General features: G+C 44.3%; 19 protein-coding genes. 9 read left to right on the forward strand and 10 right to left on the reverse strand.

Annotated features, from left to right (window positions below; genetic code table 11):
* Positions 1-65 precede the first annotated feature (65 nt).
* Positions 66-563 (reverse strand): hypothetical protein, encoded by a 498-nt coding sequence (locus R7070_RS17370; RefSeq protein WP_017635485.1) that lies wholly within the window; start codon positions 561-563, stop codon positions 66-68.
* 187 nt (positions 564-750) lie between these two features.
* Between R7070_RS17370 and R7070_RS17375 the strand changes: the two genes are divergently transcribed.
* From R7070_RS17375 to R7070_RS17385, 3 genes are all read left to right on the forward strand, one after another.
* Positions 751-3111 carry a Lon protease family protein gene (locus R7070_RS17375; protein WP_005375118.1) on the forward strand — a complete coding sequence of 787 codons (2361 nt, stop codon included), beginning with the start codon at positions 751-753 and terminating at the stop codon, positions 3109-3111.
* Positions 3112-3404: 293 nt separating this feature from the next.
* The gene (locus tag R7070_RS17380) at positions 3405-5033 is read left to right on the forward strand and encodes a methyl-accepting chemotaxis protein (protein ID WP_005375120.1); all 1629 of its coding nucleotides are present in this window, start codon (positions 3405-3407) and stop codon (positions 5031-5033) included.
* A gap of 398 nt (positions 5034-5431) precedes the next feature.
* Complete coding sequence (locus R7070_RS17385) at positions 5432-6391, forward strand: porin (protein ID WP_064354918.1); 960 nt, start codon at positions 5432-5434, stop codon at positions 6389-6391.
* A 123-nt stretch (positions 6392-6514) separates the two neighbouring features.
* Here R7070_RS17385 and R7070_RS17390 read toward each other — a convergent pair whose 3' ends face one another.
* Complete coding sequence (locus R7070_RS17390) at positions 6515-7261, reverse strand: flagellar brake protein (protein WP_411912991.1); 747 nt, start codon at positions 7259-7261, stop codon at positions 6515-6517.
* A 127-nt stretch (positions 7262-7388) separates the two neighbouring features.
* Here R7070_RS17390 and R7070_RS17395 point away from each other — a divergent pair, with 127 nt between their 5' ends.
* Together R7070_RS17395 and R7070_RS17400 are read left to right on the forward strand one after the other, a co-directional pair.
* Positions 7389-7664, forward strand: a complete 276-nt coding sequence (locus R7070_RS17395) for a GNAT family N-acetyltransferase (RefSeq protein ID WP_005375124.1) — start codon at positions 7389-7391, stop codon at positions 7662-7664.
* On the forward strand, positions 7661-8638 hold the full coding sequence (locus tag R7070_RS17400; protein WP_132936476.1) for a phosphotransferase: 978 nt from the start codon (positions 7661-7663) through the stop codon (positions 8636-8638). Before R7070_RS17395 ends, R7070_RS17400 begins: the two co-directional genes overlap by 4 nt.
* 46 nt (positions 8639-8684) lie before the next feature.
* Here the strand turns inward: R7070_RS17400 and R7070_RS17405 are convergent, their stop codons facing one another.
* Positions 8685-9185, reverse strand: coding sequence for a GNAT family N-acetyltransferase (locus tag R7070_RS17405; RefSeq protein WP_017820512.1), 501 nt, complete (start codon positions 9183-9185; stop codon positions 8685-8687).
* Between the two features lie 395 nt (positions 9186-9580).
* Here R7070_RS17405 and napG point away from each other — a divergent pair, with 395 nt between their 5' ends.
* From napG to R7070_RS17425, 4 genes are all read left to right on the forward strand, one after another.
* Complete coding sequence (napG, locus tag R7070_RS17410) at positions 9581-10351, forward strand: ferredoxin-type protein NapG (RefSeq protein ID WP_005383947.1); 771 nt, start codon at positions 9581-9583, stop codon at positions 10349-10351.
* The gene (gene napH / locus R7070_RS17415; RefSeq protein ID WP_053350046.1) at positions 10351-11205 is read left to right on the forward strand and encodes a quinol dehydrogenase ferredoxin subunit NapH; all 855 of its coding nucleotides are present in this window, start codon (positions 10351-10353) and stop codon (positions 11203-11205) included. Before napG ends, napH begins: the two co-directional genes overlap by 1 nt.
* 199 nt (positions 11206-11404) lie before the next feature.
* Positions 11405-12586: an MFS transporter gene (locus R7070_RS17420; protein ID WP_005375129.1), complete on the forward strand. Its 1182-nt coding sequence runs from the start codon at positions 11405-11407 to the stop codon at positions 12584-12586.
* Between the two features lie 206 nt (positions 12587-12792).
* Entirely contained in the window at positions 12793-13074 is a 282-nt protein-coding gene (locus R7070_RS17425) for a YrhK family protein (protein WP_025768568.1), read from the forward strand.
* 122 nt (positions 13075-13196) lie between these two features.
* Here the strand turns inward: R7070_RS17425 and R7070_RS17430 are convergent, their stop codons facing one another.
* From R7070_RS17430 to R7070_RS17460, 7 genes are all read right to left on the reverse strand, one after another.
* Positions 13197-14036 carry an energy-coupling factor transporter transmembrane component T family protein gene (locus R7070_RS17430; protein WP_005383942.1) on the reverse strand — a complete coding sequence of 280 codons (840 nt, stop codon included), beginning with the start codon at positions 14034-14036 and terminating at the stop codon, positions 13197-13199.
* A complete protein-coding gene (locus tag R7070_RS17435; RefSeq protein ID WP_047104520.1) occupies positions 14033-15772 on the reverse strand; it encodes an ABC transporter ATP-binding protein in 1740 nt (579 codons plus the stop codon). Before R7070_RS17435 ends, R7070_RS17430 begins: the two co-directional genes overlap by 4 nt.
* Positions 15773-15778: 6 nt before the next feature.
* On the reverse strand, positions 15779-16327 hold the full coding sequence (locus R7070_RS17440) for an ECF-type riboflavin transporter substrate-binding protein (RefSeq protein WP_005375133.1): 549 nt from the start codon (positions 16325-16327) through the stop codon (positions 15779-15781).
* Between the two features lie 335 nt (positions 16328-16662).
* Positions 16663-17793: an HlyD family secretion protein gene (locus R7070_RS17445; RefSeq protein ID WP_005375134.1), complete on the reverse strand. Its 1131-nt coding sequence runs from the start codon at positions 17791-17793 to the stop codon at positions 16663-16665.
* The gene (locus R7070_RS17450) at positions 17793-18173 is read right to left on the reverse strand and encodes a DUF3302 domain-containing protein (RefSeq protein WP_042521635.1); all 381 of its coding nucleotides are present in this window, start codon (positions 18171-18173) and stop codon (positions 17793-17795) included. Before R7070_RS17450 ends, R7070_RS17445 begins: the two co-directional genes overlap by 1 nt.
* A gap of 244 nt (positions 18174-18417) precedes the next feature.
* On the reverse strand, positions 18418-20001 hold the full coding sequence (locus R7070_RS17455) for a GGDEF domain-containing protein (protein ID WP_256900723.1): 1584 nt from the start codon (positions 19999-20001) through the stop codon (positions 18418-18420).
* Entirely contained in the window at positions 19985-21469 is a 1485-nt protein-coding gene (locus R7070_RS17460) for a hypothetical protein (protein ID WP_005375137.1), read from the reverse strand. The genes R7070_RS17455 and R7070_RS17460 overlap by 17 nt, the downstream gene beginning before the upstream one ends.
* Between the last annotated feature and the right edge of the window lie 50 nt (positions 21470-21519).

The following is a 21519-nucleotide window of genomic DNA, read 5'->3' on the forward strand; positions in this document are numbered from 1 at the left end:
AAAGCAAATGATACTTAAGCAATGGACAGTACAAACCTAGCTGGCCTCAATGCTTGAGCTTTAGATTAATTATACAGGTGAGAAGGCGAAGCTTTTGCCGAACTCATTGCTTGCAAATGTAAGAACTGCTCATGCGCGCGCGTTACGTGCTCGAGTTCTATCATCCATTGAGCATTACGTTGGGCAGAGCAAAATGCCGCCATGTGAGCTAACAAGTCTTCGCTCTGTTGACCAAGTAGGTGACCTACGCGCTCAATCAGTTCATGGCTCTCTAGCTGCAAAAATTGAAATAGCGCGTAAGTTTGATTGAGTATTGAGAACGCATCATGTTGTAAGCCGAGTTTGTTGAGAATCTCTGATTGCGTCACGCTGGCATCTCTAAGCCCCGTAATGAGACATACAAACTGGCAAGGTTTAGTTTGTGCATTTTCTAGCGCTAAATGAATGTGGTTGGGTAGATTGTTGAGCACGTCGTCATATAAACGATGAGCTTCTGGCCAATGGCCTTGTTCCATCAGTTGCTCCGCTTTTAAGTAGCGCATCCAGCATTGCTCAATATTCATATCCATCTCCACAACATTTGATTTGTTTAGATATTAAATGAAATTGATTATCAATTGCAAGTGCGTGTTAATATCACTTATGTGTTCATAAAATGTCCAATCAATCTAGGGTGGAAGGTAAATCACTTAAAATTAAGCAAATAATCTCTACACTCAAATAACGAAAATAAGAAAAAAGGAAGTGGATATGGCAATACTAAGATTGGAAGCTAAGCAGCTATATTCTGTAGCAGATCTAGAGAATATGCCATGTAAGTCGACCAAGGAGTTACCTCCAATTGATGAAATCGTGGGCCAAGAGCGCGCGCAAAAAGCGGTCGAGTTTGCGATGTCCATCAAAGAGAAAGGGTATAACATCTACGCCATTGGTCAGAATGGGCTAGGTAAACGCACCATGATCTTGCGCTATCTGAATCGTCACCAGCACGATGCAGCAGCCCTGTTTGATTGGTGTTACGTTGCGAACTTTGAGGATACCCGTACACCAAAGGTATTAAAGCTGCCTTGTGGTATCGGAAATAAACTACGTGTTGATATTGAAGCTTTAATGGGCAAATTATTGAATGCTTTACCCCTAGCATTCGACAATGAAATGTACTTTAGCCGCGCTGAGCGATTAAAAAATCAATTGGCAGCTAAGCAACAAAACGAGCTGGATCGTATTAGTCGAGAGGCAAAAGAAAAGGGCATCAGCCTAACACTGACTACGCAGGGGGATTATCAGTTTGTCGCCATGAACGGTGATGAGCTTCATACGGAAGAGTCTTTTGATGTACTAAGCAAAAAAGAACAAGAGCAATTCAGCGATGCTATTGATGAACTCGAAGTGCGATTGCGCTCGATGGTTCGTGAGCTTACGGAGTGGGAAGAGACATACAGCGATAAAATCAAAAAGCTCAATGATGAAGTGACGCTTGATGTGATTACTCACTTCATCAAAAAACTCAAAGTGGATTACGCGCAATATTCCGAAATCAAAACCTACTTAACTGAGCTGCAAAAAGATATTGTTGAAAACGCAGATATCTTCCTTGACCAAAGTGGCGAGCAAGGCGAAATTGCGACGGCATCCTTGGATAAAAAATTGCCACGTCGTTATAAAGTGAACGTCTTGGTAAGCCGTAAAAGCAGCGAATTTCCTATCGTTGTTGAAGAAAATCCCAACTATCATTCACTCTTCGGGTCGATTGAGACTGCCACTTTCAAGGGAACGGTGTTTACCGACTTCTCGCTGATTCGCGCAGGGAGCTTGCATAAGGCGAATGGCGGCGTTCTATTAATGGATGCTCAGAAAGTACTTGAACAGCCTTACGTTTGGGATGGTTTGAAGCGCGCATTGCGTGCTCGTCAATTGAGTTTTACGTCTCTAGAAAAAGAAGTCACATTGACGGGGGCGGTATCACTCGATCCTGAACCGATTCCGCTTGATATCAAAATTATCTTATTTGGTGATTACCGAACTTACCAATTACTCCAACATTACGATCCTGAGTTCAGCGAGTTGTTCCGTGTGACGGCAGATTTCGAAGACGAAATGAAACGTACGCCGGAGTCTGAGCTGCATTACGCGCGCTTTATCTCTAGCGTGGTGCATGACAACAATATGCTGCATTGCGATCGCAAAGCCATTGCTCGAATCATCGAATACAGCTCACGTTTGTCTGGCGACCAATCCAAGCTATCTCTGCATTCGGCTAATATCGCCAACTTGCTTCGAGAGTCGAACTACGTGGCTCGTCAAGCCAACTCTAACATGATCCGTATTGGTCATGTTGAAGAGGCGCTCAATAACCAAGAAATGCGAGTAAGCCGATTACGCGATAACGTAATGGAAACCTTTATTAACGGCACAACGCTGATTCGCACCGAAGGAGAAGCCGTAGGCCAAGTGAACGCACTTTCGGTATTGAGCACTAGTGACTACATGTTTGGTGCACCGAATCGCATCACAGCGACGACGTGTTACGGTGATGGGGATGTTATCGATATCGAGCGCAGCGTGGATTTGGGGGGCAGTATTCACTCTAAGGGCGTGATGATTTTGTCTGCCTACTTATCTTCCGTATTTGGTAAAACGGCACGAGTGCCATTAACTACAACCATTACCTTTGAGCAATCTTATGGTGGTGTTGATGGTGATAGTGCCAGCATGGCTGAGTTATGTGCGGTTGTGTCTGCTTTTTCAAAGCAACCAAACCGACAAGACATTGCGATAACAGGGTCGATGAATCAATTTGGTCAAGCTCAGCCTATTGGTGGCGTAAACGAAAAGATCGAAGGCTTTTATGATGTGTGTGTAATTAAAGGTCGTCATGACGGGCAGGGGGTCATTATTCCGCGCTCTAATGTTCACAATCTAATGCTTCGTTCCGACATCGTGAAAGCAGTCGAAAAAGGCGAGTTTAATATTTGGGCGATTGACCATGTTACTGAAGCTATCGAATTGTTTACGGGGAAAGTTGCTGGTGAGCCAACCGATGAAGGCTCTTATCCAATCGATACCATTTTTGGCCTTGCTCAAGCTAAGCTCAATTCGTTGAGAAAATAGGCTGAAACCGTCCTAAATGTGAATGTATCTCATCATAAGTGATCATAATTTATCATAACGACAATATCCCGACGATACTGTCGGGATATTGTCAATAACAGATTGAAAATGGAGAGTTTTTGTACTAGACAAAAGTGTGATCGATCTCTAATATTCGCCACTTGTTTATTCGTCTGGGATTTATCCCGTCGCAAGGAAGCATAGATATTCAAACTGCCGAAAAGTAACGTTGTTATAAGTACTGCTCGAGTTTGTTTGGATATAGACATCACGCATACAACTGAGGCCCTGTCATGCAGTTATCACTGAAAAATTTGTCAGTACGAACGCAAATTTTGGTTCCGGTATTATTTACCGCGATTGTTTTGTTTATTGCTCTTTGGATTACTAAAAACAATCTTCAAGCAGAGCAAGATGTTATTGCTTCCAACCAAGAATCTTTGGTTTTTCACAAAGACACATTGGCGAGTATTGACGACCAAATTTACCCTCTGCGCATAAGCGCGGTTTACGCTATTTACGATGCTTCTCGTCGTGAGAATTTTCTAACCGAGTTGAAAGAAGGCTTAAAGCAAGTTGATGCCGATTTAAGCGCAATTGAAGCCCGAAACCTATTCCGTGACGATGCCGTTAAAGTTCGCCAAGCAATTGAATCCTATGTGCGATATTCAGAGCGCTCAGTTGCTTTCTTCAACCAATACGATCAAGGTTTGAAATCGGATAGCGAGTACCGTGCATTTGTCAAAGAGTATCGCAATGTTGGCCGAGAAATGGTCCAACAAATTAACACACTATCAAAGCATGTAAACGAGCAAGCTGAACAATCTACTATCAGAAGTCATCAGCAAAATGAACGTGTGCAAAATAACGCTATGTTGACGGTTTTAGCGGTATTTGCTTTCTCATTGATAGGCGCTTGGTTCCTATCTGGCATGATTGTTACACCAATCCAAAAGCTGCAAGAAGTGATGCGTCAGTTAGCAATGGGTAATCTATCAGTACGTGCAGATGTCGATGGGGACAATGAGATCTCTAAGCTGAGCAAAGATGTAAACCAAACCGCAGAGCAGTTATACAACACTGTGGACCAGTTAACCCGTATTAGTGAGGAAGTTGCATCTGCATCGACCGAATTAGCTGCGGTAATGACGCAAGCGGAAGCGAACGCTCAACAAGAGTTGGCGGAGATCGAGCAAGTTGCATCTGCGGTTAACGAGCTTGCAAGCACTGCGAATAATGTGAGTGATAACGCGACCTCTGCTGACGCAACCGCGCGTGAAGCTGATGGACTTGCTCAATCAGGTTTGGCTATCTTCCAAGAAAGTGCGGAAGCAAGTGCGCAAATGTCTCAAGCATTGAACGATGCAGCGCAAGTTGTTTTGCGTCTAAAAGAGCAATCTGTACAGATCAACGATGTTATTGAAGTGATTCGCGGCGTATCTGAGCAGACCAACTTGCTAGCATTGAATGCTGCGATTGAAGCGGCGCGAGCTGGTGAGTCTGGTCGTGGTTTTGCGGTAGTAGCTGATGAAGTACGCATGCTAGCAGCGCGTACTCAAGACTCGACACAAGAGATCCAAACGATCATTGAAGAGCTTCAAGCGCAGTCTGGGCTTGCGAATGACAGTATGCAAGTCAGCCTTGATATGCTTAGCCGCAACAACGAGCTGACGCAACAAGCGAATGAAGCGTTGGTTGGAATTACCGAGTCAGTCGCCAACATCAACGATTCAAACACGCAAGTAGCAACCGCAGCCGAAGAGCAGTCTCAAGTTACTCAAGATATCAATCGCAACGTGGTTAACATGTCGGAGCTTGTAAACCAAAACGTAGCGGGCATCAGCCAGAGTGCAAGTGCGAGTACTGAGCTTTCATTACTTGCAGAGAAGCAGAAAGAGCAATTAAGTTTCTTTAAGCTTTAATTCATCATCTACTTATCAAATCTCTAAATCCCTGAGTGAATGCTCAGGGATTTTTTTGTTTGTAATAATCGGATTTATTATCAATAAGTCTATCTAAAACAGTCAGTTAACAAGATTTTTTTTGCGGACAATATCACGTTTTGTGATATTGTTTTTACATTTTTTTCGTCAATTTTTTTTTGACGCGAACATTTTTTTTAACTCAACCGATAACTTGATGGTTGAGAGGTATTCATATCGTCATTTTAAGTGGTGTTTTCTTCTATAAGCGCTGTTTATTCAACACGTTGCGTGAAAAATAACAGCTGCTACTATGCCGCCAGTTTTCTCGTTGGTACAGAAAAGTCCTGTTTTTCTGGTGAGAAAACACATATAAAACAATGATATGGAAAATAACAATGAAATTAAAAACTTTAGCTGTAGCAGTGGCGCTAATGGCATCAGGATCTCAAGTTGTCGCTTCAGAACTATACAACCAAGATGGCACTTCTCTTGAGATGGGCGGTCGCGCTGAAGCGCGTCTTTCTATGATGGATGGTAAGGCAGAAGACCGTACTCGCATCCGTCTTAACTTCCTAGGCAAACAGGAAATCAATGAAAACCTATACGGCGTTGGTTTTTGGGAAGGTGAGTTCAAAACAAAAGAAGAAGGTGCCGTAGATAACAATAGTGATCTTGAAACTCGTTACGCTTATGCGGGTCTGGGTGGCAAATACGGTGAAGTAACTTACGGTAAAAACGACGGCGCACTAGTGGTTCTTACTGACTTTACTGACATTATGGCTTACCACGGTAACACAGCAGCACTTAAACTGCCTGTTTCTGACCGTACAGATAACATGCTGTCTTACAAAGGCCAATTCGAGCAACTAGCTGTACGCGCTAGCTACCGTTTTGCTGATCGCACAACAGATGCACAAGGCTTTACAGACAACGAGGAAGATGGCTTCTCTCTATCTGGTGTTTACGCGTTTGCTAACACTGGTTTTGAACTAGGTGCTGGTTACGCAGATCAAAACGACAGCGATGAGTTCATGCTGGTAGCTGCATACTCTGTAGGTGACTTCTACTTCGCTGGTAACTACACTGGCGCGGATATGGATGTTGCAGGTAAGACTTTTGATTACAAAGGCTACGAACTAGCCGCTGCTTACACTATGGGTCAAACTGTATTCACTTCTACGTTCAACAAAGGTGAACTAGAAGACGCAGATACTGTAGAAAACCTAGCTGTTGATGTAACTTACTACTTCAAGCCTAACTTCCGTGGCTACGCATCATACAACTTCGATCTAATGGATAACGAAGGCGCGGCTGAAAAAGATGAGCTAGCGCTAGGTCTACGTTACGACTTCTAAGTCATGACTCTTATCTAAGATACTGCCTTATTCTTAGTAAATAAAACCCCTTACTGAAAAGTAAGGGGTTTCTTGTTTTCTAGCACTTCAAAGCTTCTTGATAAGCGATAGGGGTTATCAAATCTATCTTTTTAGTGTGAGCTTAGTACCATCAAATTTGAGGTGACTGAGGAGGTTTTTAGCGTTGTTTTTACCAACCTCATCAAACTCCATTCCGTAGCGAGCATAGTGCGTTGATTTTTGTAAATTACAAATACGACCTCGTAACGGCGCTAGCATACGACTTTCTCCGGGCATCGTTAGATCCAATGAAACGTGGTCAGCAACCTGAAGTGGTCGGCTCATTGGTGATGTTACAAAACGACAGCCACTACGAGATAAATCTCTTATTTCGCATTCAGTTCGATAGGCTTCTAAACAAACACGCGCTCTCAAATTTACTTCGTAACGCACTTCTTTGCGAAGCTGAAAGACCTGCATAGTGTTGGGTAGGTCTAGCACCAAAATTGGGTACGGATCGCCTAGTCGATGCTGCAATTGGGCCCGAAATGGGATAACGGCCCCTTCACCTCGATGAGAGTAGGCTTTTACATTGATCCAAAAGCCTTCCTGAAAATAGAACTTCAAGTCTTCATCAGAGATGTTCGGAACCTCTATCAATGCAGTATTATTTGAGTGACAGCCAACAAATGTGCTGGTTGTAATAAACTTTGTACCAACGGGGGTGGTGACGTTTAAGCTCACTTCACTGCCGTGTTCGACCATTGCCATTGCATCGGTGCTATTTAATGTACTTGCCTGACGTTCTGGTGCCTTCTTGCTTTGCAGAGGTAGCTTGCCGTCTCTGGCAATTGGGCTCATATTTCTCATTATAATTGTCGTACCTGATGTAAGAAGGTAATCGCGTGAGGCGAAGCAGCACTCTCGCATGGTATCGATTTTATTCAGTGATATAGTTTGATTCAATCAATCTGTAACAAAAATTAGAGAGCAAGATATGCATAAAGTAACTCATGAGACCACGAATAGTACATTCTGGGTTGATTTAGAGCAGGGTTATAAAGCCAAGGTGATTTATCAGCTTAAGGGTAATGTCATGCACATTACATCAACGGTTGTTCCTGAAGCACTGCGAGGTAAGGGGTACGGAAAAGTGATGATGGAAGCGGTGTTGCCAGAAATTGAGTCACTCGGTTATCAAATCAAACCAGTTTGCCCATATGTTATTCACTACATGGAGAAGAACCAAACGTGGTCACATCTGCTCACATGATGAGTAACAACCACCAACGCTACCAAAATATTGGCCAGGAACTCAATCTCGGTAATTACCGCTCTGTAGAAGTCATACAATCGCTATGGGGAGGCTATGGGGAGTTAGTCCGAGTTACTTATTCTACTGGTTCAGTGATCATTAAGCATGTAAAACTCCCTAAGCCTTCAGAGCATCCTAGAGGCTGGAATACGGACCGTTCTCATCAAAGAAAGTTGCACTCTTATCAGGTGGAAGTGAATTGGTATGAGTATTTTTCCGGAGGGGTGGATACTCGCTGCCGAGTACCACAAGGTCTAAAAACGTTCCAATCGGAGAATGAATGGCTCATTGTGATGGAAGATCTCGCCGAGGTGGGCTTTCCAAAAGTCATCACAGATGCACAGCTAGAGCATCTACAAGCCTGCCTCACTTGGTTGGCGAACTTTCATGCGCGATACATCGATGTTCGTTCGGATAAGTTGTGGCATACCGGAACATACTGGCACTTAGCAACCAGACCCGACGAGCTTGAAGCATTGCAAGACACTGAGCTACAAAATGCGGCTCAATTGATTGATCAAACGCTTTCGCAAGCTAAGTTTAAAACACTAGTACACGGTGATGCCAAATTGGCGAACTTCTGTTTTGATGAAGAAGAATCAAGCGTTGTTGCGGTTGACTTTCAATACGTTGGATGTGGGTGTGCAATGAAAGATGTGGCACTGTTTATGAGTAGCGCCGTTAAGCCAGAACGTTGTGCAGAGATGGAAGTTTGGGTTTTGGATACGTATTTTGCTCAGTTGCAACACGCGCTAATTGTCTATCAACCGAATCTTGACCCTAATGAAGTCGAGCGTGAGTGGCGTCCTTTGTTTGCTGTGGCTTGGGCAGACTTTCAGCGATTTGTGAAAGGTTGGAGTCCCGACCACTGGAAGATCAATCCCTACACAGAAGCATTGACTCGCAGAGCGTTGGCTTACTTACGAAAGTGAGTCGAAGTTTAAAAAGAAAAGCCTCCAATTAGTAGGAGGCTTTGTTTTATCTTTGGCCTGGTCTGATGCGCGCCATGTAATAGGTATTGATGAATTCACCATCACGGAAGGAACCGTCAATCGCTTCACCCTCAATTTGAAATCCATGCTTTTTATAAAGCCCAATGGCGGCGTCGTTATCGGCATTGACCTCTATCTGAATTCTTCTCACATTTAACCAGTTATCTGCTAGTTCAGTGACTGTTTCTATCAATTTGCTACCAATACCGAGTCCGTGGAAACTATCATGTACTCCGATGCCAAACGATGCCGTGTGCATCGTTCTTGGACGTAGAGAGTGGTGAAAGCCAATATTTCCGACGACTTTACCATCAATTTCAGCGACATAGCTATAAACACCATCAGGTATGTTTGACAATCTTTCCACCCACATCGCGAGCGAAGGCTTTGGGAGTTGCAGGGTTTCACGTTGTGCTTTTGGTTGTGAATAGATTTCTACGAGTGCCGCTGCGTCTTCGACGGTCGTTGGACGTACGATAATTTCCATGCCTCTCTCCTTCGCTTTTTAGTTTTAATTTTTAATCTAACCACAGTTTTCTTATTTGGATAGTGTTTTTTTATGTTTAATGGATAAATGCCTTTTAAATTAGCTTGTTATGATGTCATTTTTTGAATTTTTAGTAGTGATTTATCATCGAATTGAGCGAGTAGATTGCAAAGGTGTTGAATTATTGTACTGAGAATGGCGCGTACTGCAGAGTATCGTGGTGAATTTCATGTCGCAGTAAATAAACGCATTTAGTCAAACTGTGACGACGGCACTGTGCGTCAGTTGACTTGAATCAATAGAGGATGGGGTTACCTCCTATGAGGTATAGGGAAACGACACGTTTAGGGCTATTTATGCTTAACTTGATAAGGGAGTTTTGTTGAGGAAATAGCATGAAATCCTCTCAGTCTAAAATATCGCAAAGTCGGCGCCGATTTTTGCGTGATACAGCTCGAACTGCGGCTGGTGTTGGCGCAGCTGCGTGTGTATTGGGCTTACAATCGCTACAAAGCCAAGCTCGAGAAACCAAAGGTGTGCCTATTCGTCCGCCTGGTGCACTGCCGGAAGGCGATTTCGAATCAGCTTGTATTCGATGTGGCTTGTGTGTTCAGGCATGTCCTTACGATACCTTGAAACTTGCGACATTACTTTCACCCGTCGCGACTGGCTCACCTTACTTTACTGCACGCGATATTCCCTGCGAAATGTGCGAAGACATTCCTTGTGTTGTCGCTTGTCCGAGTGGGGCGCTGGATCCGAAACTAACCGATATTGATGATGCTCGAATGGGTACAGCGGTTCTTATAGACCATGAAACTTGCCTTAACTGGCAAGGGTTACGATGCGACGTTTGTTATCGCGTTTGTCCGCTGATTGATGAAGCCATCACATTAGAGATGGTTCACAACGACCGAACCGGTTATCACGCCAAACTTATCCCAACAGTGAATTCCGAAGTGTGTACCGGATGCGGTAAGTGTGAACAAGCGTGCGTGTTGGATGTCGCTGCTATTAAAGTCGTCCCGACGGATTTGGCGAAAGGCAAAGTGGGCAGCCACTACAATTTTGGTTGGAAAGAGATCGACAAACCACTCGAAAATATCCTCCCTAGTGAGACGCCTGTACCGGAAGGTGCGCTTGAATCGCTAAAAGGAGGTAAGTAATGGCAAAGAATTTAGCTCAAAATGCTGGCAAAGAAGCGCTTGAAAAGCTTGGTTGGTGGCGCGCGCATCGGTTTTTGATTTTACGTCGGCTATGTCAGTTCACCATCATTGCGCTGTTTATGGCTGGGCCGACGCTGGGAATTCTAACTGGTAATCTGTCATCAAGTATGTTGCTCGATACCGTGCCGTTAAGTGACCCGTTAATTGTGCTTCAAGCTTTGGCGACAGGGCATGTTCCGGAGTTTAATGCGTTGTTAGGCGTAGTGATTGTCGTTGCGTTTTACGCGATTTTGGCGCCGCGCGCATTTTGTGCTTGGGTGTGCCCGTTGAACATCGTGACAGACTTGGCGGCGTGGTTGCGTCGAAAGTTCAACATTAAAGCGAGCTATCGTTGGTCTCCCATGATTCGTTATTGGCTGATCCCTGTTTTGATGTTGGGCAGTGCGCTATCTGGCGCGATTCTTTGGACATGGTTAGATCCAGTTGCGGCACTGCATCGCGGGTTGGTGTTTGGTATGGGCGCAGGTTGGGTGCTAATCGCCCTAGTGTTTGTGTTGGATTTACTCTTGGTTGAGCATGGGTGGTGTGGGCACTTATGTCCACTGGGGGCTACCTATGGCGTGATAGGCCGAAAAAGCCTGTTGCGCGTTACTGCTGTTCGGCGCGAAGATTGCACCAAATGCATGGATTGCTTTTACATTTGCCCAGAACCAGAAGTGCTTCGGCAGCCTTTGAAAGAGGGAGATCGTCGAGTTATGGATCAAAACTGCATTAGCTGTGGCCGTTGTTTGGATGTGTGTCCAGAACATGTGTTTGAATTTAAAAATCGCCTATCAGTAAAAGTCATTGATTAAGCCACTGAGCACATTTACTCATGCTTTAGTTCTCTTGATACTTGAACATCGCGCTTAGCCAAGGAATTGAGTGCGATGTTTATCTTCATAACAATATTCCTCAGCCATATCAGCTTGCTCTGGGTTGAAAATAATAATGATATTGCGAATTTGTTACATTTAAAGCTATGATGATGCCTTCATATTTAAAGGAAACATCATGACTACCTCATCGCACGGCTGGAGAACGCCGCAAAATTTCCTCCTGTTAATTTCCATTATCGTGCCCATTGCTTTTTCTACCTGGATGGCGTTGTTGAACAACTTTGTTATAGAGAAAGCAAACTTTGATGGTGCCGACATAGGCCTATTGCAAAGTGTGCGCGAAATTCCGGGTTTTTTGGCCTTTACCGCCGTGTTTGTATTGCTGTTTATCCGAGAGCAACGCTTTATGCTCGTATCTTTGGCGATGCTTACGCTTGGTACGGCATTAACAGGTTATTTTCCCACTTTGTACGGTCTACTTTTTACAACCTTGTTAATGTCCACCGGCTTCCATTACTTTGAAACACTCAAGCAGTCTTTGTCTTTACAATGGCTATCTAAAGAAGAAGCGCCAGAAATGCTGGGTAAGTTTATTTCTGTTGGAGCTTTGGCTTCTCTGTTTACCTACGGCGCCATTTGGGTTTCGCTCGAACAGCTCAAACTTGATTTTAAAACGGTCTATTTAATGGCTGGTGGTTTAGGTTTTGTGCTCATTTTGGTGATGGCATTTGCCTTCCCACAATTTAAGACAAAAGTGCCTCAGAACAAGAAGCTCATCCTGCGTAAACGTTACTGGTTATACTATGCGCTTACGTTTATGAGTGGAGCACGCCGTCAAATTTTTACGGTGTTCGCTGGTTTCTTGATGGTAGAAAAGTTTGGTTACTCCGCCGCAGATATTACGTTGCTGTTCCTGATTAACTATGTCTTTAACTTCTTGTTTGCGAAGCGAATAGGCCGTTTTATCGGCGTTGTAGGTGAGCGCAAAGCGTTGATGTTTGAATACGTCGGTTTGATCTTCGTGTTTGTCGGGTACGGTTTGGTGCAAACGGCTGAGTGGGCGGCAGCATTGTATGTTGTCGATCATCTATTTTTCGCGTTAGCGCTTGCGATTAAAACCTACTTCCAGAAAATTGCCGACCCAGCAGATATGGCGTCGACCGCGGGCGTTGCGTTTACGATTAACCATATTGCGGCGGTTGTAATACCTGTTACGTTTGGTGTGATTTGGCTGGTTTCACCTGCTAGCGTATTTTACATCGGCGCTGGTATGGCAGCAGTGAGCTTGCTGTTGTCACTCAATATTCCAGCGAAGCCGGAAGAAGGCAACGAAACTCGCTTGTTGAAGTGGAGTTAAGTTGGTACTCACTATCTAATCATTAAAGCGAATACCTGTAATTAGACTCGCTAAAAAGGGTGCTTATGCGCCCTTTTCTTTTTATTGCAAATAGATAATCCCTCCAATGGTTGTCAATGCATGCCACGTCCGTTAGGGTTTAGAACTAAGTATTTCGAAATAACTTGGGCGTAACTGACGCGAAACAATAAGAGGGGAGCTATACAGTGCAGATACATGGCAGAGAGTTGGATTTAGATCTAGGAAGCCGTCACATCGTTATTCAGCGCCGCTATGAGGCGTTAGGTGCTGCAAACGACCTACTCATTGCTATTTGGTTTTTAATTGGTAGCTTTTTCTTTTTGAATGATTCGTTGATTGAAAGTGGTACTTGGCTTTTCATTGTAGGCAGTGCGCAGTTGATCATTAAGCCCCTGATAAAACTGATGAGTTTAGTTCATGTTGGTCGTTTGAATAAGCAACTTTCTGGCACATCAGCGAGCCGCTGAAATTACCGCTTCTTTTGAATACTTGCAAGCAAGAAGCCAACAGGCGAGTTATCGAGGGGAAAGACGGAAGATAACGTGGTCACAACACTAACCACGTTATGTTCAGTTTGAAGCTTCAGAATTTAAAACGGATACCAGAACAGTTGTGTGTCCATCACACGCTTGCTGATCGCAGCAATCACTATCACCGCAATCCCAGCCATGCAGATCATATCGGCTTTGGTCAGTGGTTTTAAGCTGTACCAAGTGCGAGAGGAGTGGCGGCCAAAACCACGTAGCGTCATCGCGTTTGAGATTTGATCGGCTCTGTCTAAACTAGAGAAAATCAGAGGTCCAAGAATCTTCGCGACGTTCTTCATACGATTGAACAACGGAGCCTTCTTGCTCAGTTCTACTCCGCGTGCTTGTTGCGCGTGCATGATGTTAACAAAGTCCTTTTTCACTTCCGGCAAGTAGCGCAGCGTTAAGCTTACGGCATAGGCGATTTTGTAAGGTACACCCAAGCGGTTCAAGCTGGCTGAAAACTCCGTCGGGTGAGTGGTAAATACAAACACCAACGCGATTGGAAACATGCTGAAGTATTTCAACGTCACTGTTACTAGGTAAAACAACGTCTCTTGAGTGAGCGAGTAATTACCGGGTAACGAGAGTAAAACCGTTGATGAGCCCATGAATTCAGTACCTTGTTGCGGTGCTAACGCGAACATAAACAGGGCATTGATCAGTAATACCGTGCCTGTACCGAATAACAGCGGTTTGTAGACATGAAAGGGCACTTTGGTCATTTTCAGTAAGCCTAAACCAAGCACGATCAACAGTGCGATGATTCGCAAGTCAAATGTGGTCAACACCACCGTTACCCAAGCAATGAAAAGCAAGAACTTAGTAATGCCATTCAACTTATGAAGTGGTGATTGGGTATCGATGTAGTTGATACCAAACTTCATCTTATTGTCTTTCATGCCACCGCTTTCTCTAGTTGGTTTACGTCGTCGCTTTTTTGTTGGCGGTGCGCTTTTTCTACATTGATAAAGTGCTGCATAAAGCCATTGGTGTCTTCGATGCCAACTTTCGTAGCCAACTCAAACAGACTTGTTGTGGTGAGGTTTGCTTGGTCTAGTAGCTCTGGACTGCTGAATACCTGCGTCATTGGTGCATCCGCGACTAATTTACTGTCTGCAATCACGATAGAGCGCGTGGTGTATTCCAGCACTAAATGCATGTCATGAGAGATGATCATCACGGTTACGCCCAACTCGCGATTGAGCTTTTCGATGAAACTCAGCATAGACGTGTAGTTTCGATAGTCCTGACCTGCCGTCGGTTCATCAAGGATCAGAAGCTCTGGTTCCAATACCAAAATTGACGCAATGGTTACGCGCTTTTTCTGGCCGTAGCTCAATGCTTCGATTGGCCAGTGGCGGTATTTGCTCAAACCGCACAGCTCAAGGACTTCAAGTACTTTAGCTTCGATTTGTTTCTCTTCAACGCCACGATTACGGAGGCCGAAGGCCACTTCGTCGAAAATCATGTGATGGGAAATCATGTGATTCGGGTTTTGCATCACCACGCCCACTTTCTGGCTGCGCTCGAAGATGGTCAGTTCGTTAAGATCTTGACCATTCATACTCATTGAGCCGCTATCCGCTTCAATAACGCCCATAATCAGTTTGGTGATGGTCGATTTACCCGAGCCATTTTTGCCAAGTACAGAGACAAACTCGCCACGCTTGATGTCAAAACTCACGTCTTCTAACGCGTTTTTCTCACCGTCGTAAGAATAGGTGAGGCCACGGACTTCAAGCAAAGTCTCGGCTGGCGTTTTGGGCGGTTGTGCTGTTGAACCATCAAACCATGCTTGTACTGCCGGTTTATATTGCTCCAACGGTAAGGTAGTTAAGCTAGAAGGTTTTGCATCGCCCTCAATCGCGCAGCCTGCTTCTTTCAGTGCTGAAATATAAAGCGGTTCGCGGATGCCGTAATCTTCTAGCAAAGGCGACGCTAAAATTTCATCTGGCGTTGTATCGGCAATGATTTTGCCGCTTTCCATCAAGATAATACGGTCAACTGAGCAATGCAGAACGTCTTCAAGACGATGCTCAATGATTACGATGGTTTTGCCCGTTTCGCGGTGTAGATCATCGATGATCTCGATGGTTTTTTTACCCGTTTTAGGGTCAAGCGCAGCTAGTGGTTCATCAAACAAAAGAATATCGACATCATCGACGAGAATGCCCGCCAAAGAAACACGCTGTTTCTGCCCGCCAGATAAATCGTGGGGTGAGCGTTCTAGCATCTGTTCCAAGTCGACCATTTTGGCCGTGGCTTTGACCAATGGGTACATGTCGATATTTGAAGTTAGCTGGTTCTCCAGCGCAAATGCAATGTCTTCGCCAATGCTCAAACCGACAAATTGGCTGTCCGTATCTTGCAGTACGGTGCCAACTTGCTCAGTGTATTGGTGCATGTCGAAAGGGGCGGTGTCTTGACCATTGATGGTCAATGTTCCACTGGTTTCCCCTTTGATTGCGTGTGGGATCAGTCCGTTAAGACATTGCCCAAGGGTAGATTTACCACTACCACTTGGACCGATAATGACGATTTTCTCTCCTTTCTCTATCCTTAGATTGATATTTTTTAGCGTCGGTTTGTCCAGCGACTCATATCTAAAAGAGAAGTTAGAAAATTCGATTGTCATTCGACATTAAGCCTCTGTTAAGTTACGGCTTTGCTTGTTACGTTTAGCGACAGACTTAAGAATGAAGAAGCCAACAATAGCAATAAGAATGGTGTTACCGATCGCGATAATAGAAAGCTGGGTAAACACTTTAGTGAACGGTTCTGCGTATAAAATCGTGTCGAGGAATGCAGAGCAACCGTAACCAAATACGTTGCCTAATAGCGCAAGTACTACGAATAACGCGAAGTCTTTCATATTGAAATCACCTTTCTCCAAACGGTAGCGCGTTAGAGAAGGGAATAGACCGATAATCAAACCAACAATACCTGAACCAAGTACCCAAGTGAGCCATACGCCCCAACCTGCAAATAGGTCAGTAACCCAGTGACCAATAAAACCAACCAAGAAGCCAACAAGTGGTCCAAATAGTACTGAGAACAATGCTAATACTGCCATTGCTGGTTTTAGCGTTGTGTTTGCAAACACAGGGATGCCAAACATAGGTAAGCCGCCGATACCGTAAAGAGCAGCACCGATTGCAATAACCACAACAGTTTTAGCGGAAAGATTCATAGATAACCTCAGTTCAATAGTCGATTTTAAAGAACATTTAATTGTTTTGTCGGAAAGCGTTAGTTATTTGATTGTGTAACATATATTCAAAACAACCAAGCTGCTTATTGTTTGCTCTATTTTTCTTCAGGAAATGTGTGATTTGATTCACGCATCCCTTTGACTGGCTTTGGTTTTAGCAAGCATTAAAAATAAGGCGCGCATTATACAGAATATTAATAAAAGTGGGAATGCTATCTATCTGGATGGCTAGAATGAATCAGGGGCTGATCGTCAGCCCCTGATTACACGGTTTGATGTTATTTTTACCAATAAATGAATGCGCTATATGTTCATTAATGGTCGAGGTATAAATAGTTCTGCCAGCTCTTCATACGAATAAGCACTTTGCGCATCACTGATACGTGAGTAAAGCTGTCTGAATAAACTGCAACTTCAACCGCAGTACCCATTGGTAGGTGGTATCCACTCAAGTCGTCGGTAATTTTCAGCTTCGCAAAAACACGTCCGCTCGTGCGCAAGGCATCAGTCCCAAGCAGAGCGCCTCGCGCTTGAATTTGGCTTTCACCAATGGCTGGAATCACGTCAATGACTTCGCCACGGAACACTTTGCCCGGAATTGCGCGGAACATAAATTCTGCTTCAAAGCCTGGCTTCAAGCGTTGTAATGAGTTCTGTCTGAATGCCGCGGTGTACGTAATGTCTTCGGTATGTACGAAGGTCATTGCCGGGGCAAGTGGCAACGGCACAGCCATCACTCCAGGACGTAAAGCCAATTGCGTAACGTAACCATCGGTTGGCGCACGAACGACGGTTTGCTCTAGGTTAAACTCTGCTTTACGCAGCTCGGCAAGAAGTTGCGCGACTTGGGTATTTTCGCCTCCGATTTCAGAGTCCAGAGCGATTTGCGCTTGTTCTTGTTGCAAAATCGCAACGTCTAACATGGCTTCTGCCGCTTTATACGCTTGGCGTCGAGTATCCAAATCTTGTTCAGTAAACGCGCCACGATCAAAGCCCCTTTGATATCGGCTAAATTCCCTTTGTGCTTTATCTCTGTCCGCTTGCGCTTTCAATACAGCAGCTTCTGCCTCTCTTAGATCAGACTCTAAGCCCAACGCACCTTGGCTTGCTTCTTTGACTTTCGCTTCCAGGCGAGCAACTTCTGCTTCAAAAGGCACAGGATCGATTTTGAAAAGAATATCGCCCGTTTTGAGCGGTTGGTTGGCCTGGACTGGCACTTCCACCACGCGGCCACGCACGCCAGAGACGATAGGCGTAGTCGGGAACACTTGGTTACCCAATTGAGTAAATGGGTGGTTGTAGTTCATAAGCAGCACGAGTGTGCCCACTAACACTACGCCGCCAAGTACGGCGGTTGGAACGGTCCATTTGTTTAGAGGAATATTGAAAATTTTAAAAATGGCAATACAAAGAGCGGCGTAAGTCAGAATCAGCAATAAGTCCATTATTCGTCCTCTTTACTTTGTTCAGGCAAAGGCTTTTGCTGAATATTTTGTTGTTTCAACATCGATACTTCGTTTTTGAGTTCGTTGACTTCATCGATGAGTTCTTCAAGGCGGTGATGAATGTCGTGTGTTTCTTGTTCTAGTTGTTTAAAACCCCAGCCGCGTTCCTTGCGCCATAATGTTGCCCAGATCCATAAAAATGGCCACAGCGCATGCAAAGTGAAAAGGCTGACCCAGCCAGCGTAGTGAATTGCGTCTTGGTGCGGGTGCTCTCTCTCTTTGGCGATTTCATATGGAATATCATGAATGACAATGATTCCGTAAAAGATCACTAAAGCAACGAAGATGAGTAACCCAAGTGCAAAATAGTCTAGAAACATCTTACCTACCTGTGCTTATTGCGAAATGGAAAATCTACGTAAATTAACAATTTAAGTATTTGTCTTAACTACAGATGAATCAAGCGGTTTTTATGTAGGAATTATGTTTATGCGATGTAAGTATCCACTGATGTTTATTGGCAGTTAAGGTGTTGCTGAGTACTTATTTAAACAAACAGTGAAGTGATAGAGGAAGGATAAGTAAAAAGTATAACAAAGCCCCAGATGTCAACCGGGGCATGGTTTAAAGTTCGGTACAGACTTGGTTTCTGCCATTGGCTTTGGCGCGATAAAGAGCTTTGTCTGCACGATAAAAAGTTCGCTGAGTATTCTCGCCTTCTCGATGCAAGGTAATCCCTATGGATACGGTCAGCCCCCGTTCACCAAGAATATCGTCCCAACCATATTGATAAATCCGTTCACGATAATTCTCGGCATGCATTTCTGCGCGTTCCAGTTGGGTATTCTCAAGGATCACGAGGAACTCTTCACCACCAAATCGTACGCACGATGCGCCTTTAAATCTGAAGTAGGACGCCAGTTCCTGTGACACACTTTTGATCGCTTTGTCGCCCACCAAGTGGCTTAGTTCGTCATTGATGGATTTGAAGTGATCGATATCGATGACCATCAATGCAAATGCAGTATCGTGCAGAAGTAGATCTTTTAGTTTAACTTCTAACCAGCGTCGGTTGTGTAAAGACGTAAGTGGATCGGTAAAGACGTCCTGCTGTAGCTGAGCAACAGTATTTTTATGCTGCTTGGTGGTTTCTTTTAGTTCTTTGTTTTCTAGCTCTGACAAAATGAGTTTGAGTTGTAACTCAAAGCGTGAAAGTCGGCGTAGTTGAGCAGACCCTAACTCACCGATCGGAATATGTTTTACAAGATCAGATTCGATTCTATGCGCTTTTTTTTCACAATTTAATGCTTCTTGATACAACCCTTGAGAGGCGTAAACTTGACTCATCGCGTTATAAAAATGCTGAGTAACGATAGGAGATAGCTGCTTTTGAATCCTTTTACTGATGGAGTCCAACGTTAAATTAGCTAAAGAGGTGTGCCCTACACCGTTTAGACAATACGCAGTCTCAATTTTGACCATCGTAGATAACCAGTATGTCGTGGCACTACCCGTTGTATACTGAACATTCGAAATAGCCAGCAACGCACTGGGGTAGTCTTCTTGCAGACGATGTGATTTGGCTCGGTAGAGGTGAATTTGTGCGGCGAGGTTTTTATCACTGACGAGAATGCTCAGTTCTTCACATTCACTCAATAGCTCTTTGGCGTCTGCGGTACGGTTCAAGCTGATATAACAGGCAAGCATGTACAGCTTGTAACGAAGGCGTAGGGATCGACTGCCAATAGCGTGATCGATAGCATCTATTTTTTGATAATAACGTAATGCACGTTGGTGATCCCCATAGGCATCGCACAAATTACCCATTCCAATAATGGCCAATACGTACTCATCAATATAGCCGTACTCGACGGCGATATTGGTTGAAGCAACATACTCGGTTAATGCCGCATTGTAGTCACCTACTTCAACTAAACGCTCACTCAAGCTTGCTTTCACAGAAAGAATATCTTCTACATCCTCTGGTAAAACAAGCAACTCAAGCGCTTGTTTCAATTCACTAATGCTGTCGTTGAGCTGTTTGATCTCTCTTCGATACTCGGCGCTAATGATATAGCAATGCGCTTTCTCTCGGTTTGTTGACGCAATATGTAACCCTATGTGTTCCCATAGCGTAATCGCTTCTTCACCTGAAACGGAAGAAGGATCGATACCTGCGTCAGTCACCTTGCTAAGCAGTTGTTCCATTCTTCATTACCTCAATATAACTTTCTTCGAGCTGTTCTAACGTGAATGGGAAGGTCAGGATATCTTGCAAATACAGTATCGGTTTAGGGCCTTTGATTCCGCGTCGCTTCCATGGATAGATGTCTAACATCGCTTGGACAGTGCGGTAGACCTCTTCTGCTGCTTGACCTTTTTCTGCAATTAACATTGCTAGCCTGTTACTGGAAATTCTCGAGATGAGGTCGCTGGAGGTTGTCAATGCATGAACGAGCTCGGTACAAACATCGAGAACTTCGGGGTTTGAATGCTGAATCATAATGATGGCGTGGTTAGAGCGTTTGAGCTCCGTTTTAAACAAAACTAACTGTTCCCACCAGTAGGTCTCAGAAACGACATTAGAGAACTGTTTTTCAGGGTCGTATTCGTGTTGAGAGCGAATATGATTGATCAGCTTACGTGCTCGCTGCTCTAGTTGGCGTTTAGAGCCTCTTGCTTTATCCATGCTGATTCGGTGAGTTTGTTCTTTGAGCATTTTGAGTGCGTGCTTACGGTATTTCTTGAACGCGTTAAACGCAGACTCAAAGTCTCCTTGTTCTTCAGCGACTCGTGATTGTTGGAAGCAAATTTGGCTGAGTAGCTCACCGTGGTCGAAACTGAGTGCAGACTCTTCTGCTGCAAGTAGCAACTTGGCAGCGCTGTCTGTATTTTGGCGCAAAAGCTCAAGTCTTGCTCGGCTAATAAAAGAGTGTGCTTTCATCCAAACGAGATCATGCTCAATGGCGAGCTGGTGGGCTTTTTGGGTGGCTTCTTCGGCCGCATCAAGGCGTTCTAGTCCAAGCAGTGCTAACCCTTTAAAGTCCCAGATCTCGGCTTGCCACGTACTGTCATCATGATCTTTTAATACTTCGGTTGCTCCATCCAGTACCGTAAGCATCTCGACAAACTTATTTAGTAAGTAATAGTCCCAAGCTAATAGGATGCGCGCTTTGCCTTCTAACCAAGCAATACGAACATTGTTTGCCACTTTAACGGCTAACTCATGAGTTGAAGCGGCAAGTTGGTGTTCATTAGTGATGCGCCATACATTACCAAGCCCAATTAGAGATTCGATTTGAATTTCAACATCATCAACAAGAGCAGATTGTTCGAGCGCATTAATCCAATATTGTTGCGCGGAATAATACTTTGCTTGGCCCCAATATTGGAGTGCAAAAAGATGGAGAATTTCCGGGAGATGATCGTCGGTTTCAAGCTGTGTTTGTTTGCTGTAAGCGTCTTTGACGAGTTTTAAGCCTTGTCGGTAATCCATTAGGCACCAACAGCATTGCGCCATGATGAGTAAGGCTTTGATCTCTCCGTCCACAAATAAAATTTGTTCCGCGCGGATACGATATTGCTGCGCAATATTAAAGGTATGTTTAGGGGCCGATTTTATTTGGCCTTTAAGCTTAGTGAGATCATCTTCTAGCTGAATTTGGTTTTTATCCAACGTTCACATCCATGACTATCGAACTGGAAATCACACCTAATATTAAGTGG

Origin of the sequence: Vibrio sp. 1557 (genome assembly GCF_033340175.1) — a bacterium.
Taxonomy (GTDB): domain Bacteria; phylum Pseudomonadota; class Gammaproteobacteria; order Enterobacterales; family Vibrionaceae; genus Vibrio; species Vibrio alginolyticus.

Bases quoted from the DNA above. Each gene is read 5' to 3' on its own strand.
- napG (WP_005383947.1), top strand. From the start codon at position 9,581: ATGAAATCCTCTCAGTCTAAAATATCGCAAAGTCGGCGCCGATTTTTG.
- R7070_RS17405 (WP_017820512.1), bottom strand. From the start codon at position 9,185: ATGGAAATTATCGTACGTCCAACGACCGTCGAAGACGCAGCGGCACTC.
- R7070_RS17440 (WP_005375133.1), bottom strand. From the start codon at position 16,327: ATGAATCTTTCCGCTAAAACTGTTGTGGTTATTGCAATCGGTGCTGCT.
- R7070_RS17455 (WP_256900723.1), bottom strand. From the start codon at position 20,001: ATGGAACAACTGCTTAGCAAGGTGACTGACGCAGGTATCGATCCTTCT.
- R7070_RS17385 (WP_064354918.1), top strand. From the start codon at position 5,432: ATGAAATTAAAAACTTTAGCTGTAGCAGTGGCGCTAATGGCATCAGGA.
- R7070_RS17450 (WP_042521635.1), bottom strand. From the start codon at position 18,173: ATGTTTCTAGACTATTTTGCACTTGGGTTACTCATCTTCGTTGCTTTA.
- R7070_RS17395 (WP_005375124.1), top strand. From the start codon at position 7,389: ATGCATAAAGTAACTCATGAGACCACGAATAGTACATTCTGGGTTGAT.
- R7070_RS17420 (WP_005375129.1), top strand. From the start codon at position 11,405: ATGACTACCTCATCGCACGGCTGGAGAACGCCGCAAAATTTCCTCCTG.
- R7070_RS17430 (WP_005383942.1), bottom strand. From the start codon at position 14,036: ATGAAAGACAATAAGATGAAGTTTGGTATCAACTACATCGATACCCAA.
- R7070_RS17445 (WP_005375134.1), bottom strand. From the start codon at position 17,793: ATGGACTTATTGCTGATTCTGACTTACGCCGCTCTTTGTATTGCCATT.
- R7070_RS17435 (WP_047104520.1), bottom strand. From the start codon at position 15,772: ATGACAATCGAATTTTCTAACTTCTCTTTTAGATATGAGTCGCTGGAC.
- R7070_RS17380 (WP_005375120.1), top strand. From the start codon at position 3,405: ATGCAGTTATCACTGAAAAATTTGTCAGTACGAACGCAAATTTTGGTT.
- R7070_RS17375 (WP_005375118.1), top strand. From the start codon at position 751: ATGGCAATACTAAGATTGGAAGCTAAGCAGCTATATTCTGTAGCAGAT.
- R7070_RS17400 (WP_132936476.1), top strand. From the start codon at position 7,661: ATGATGAGTAACAACCACCAACGCTACCAAAATATTGGCCAGGAACTC.
- R7070_RS17390 (WP_411912991.1), bottom strand. From the start codon at position 7,261: ATGAGAAATATGAGCCCAATTGCCAGAGACGGCAAGCTACCTCTGCAA.
- napH (WP_053350046.1), top strand. From the start codon at position 10,351: ATGGCAAAGAATTTAGCTCAAAATGCTGGCAAAGAAGCGCTTGAAAAG.
- R7070_RS17370 (WP_017635485.1), bottom strand. From the start codon at position 563: ATGAATATTGAGCAATGCTGGATGCGCTACTTAAAAGCGGAGCAACTG.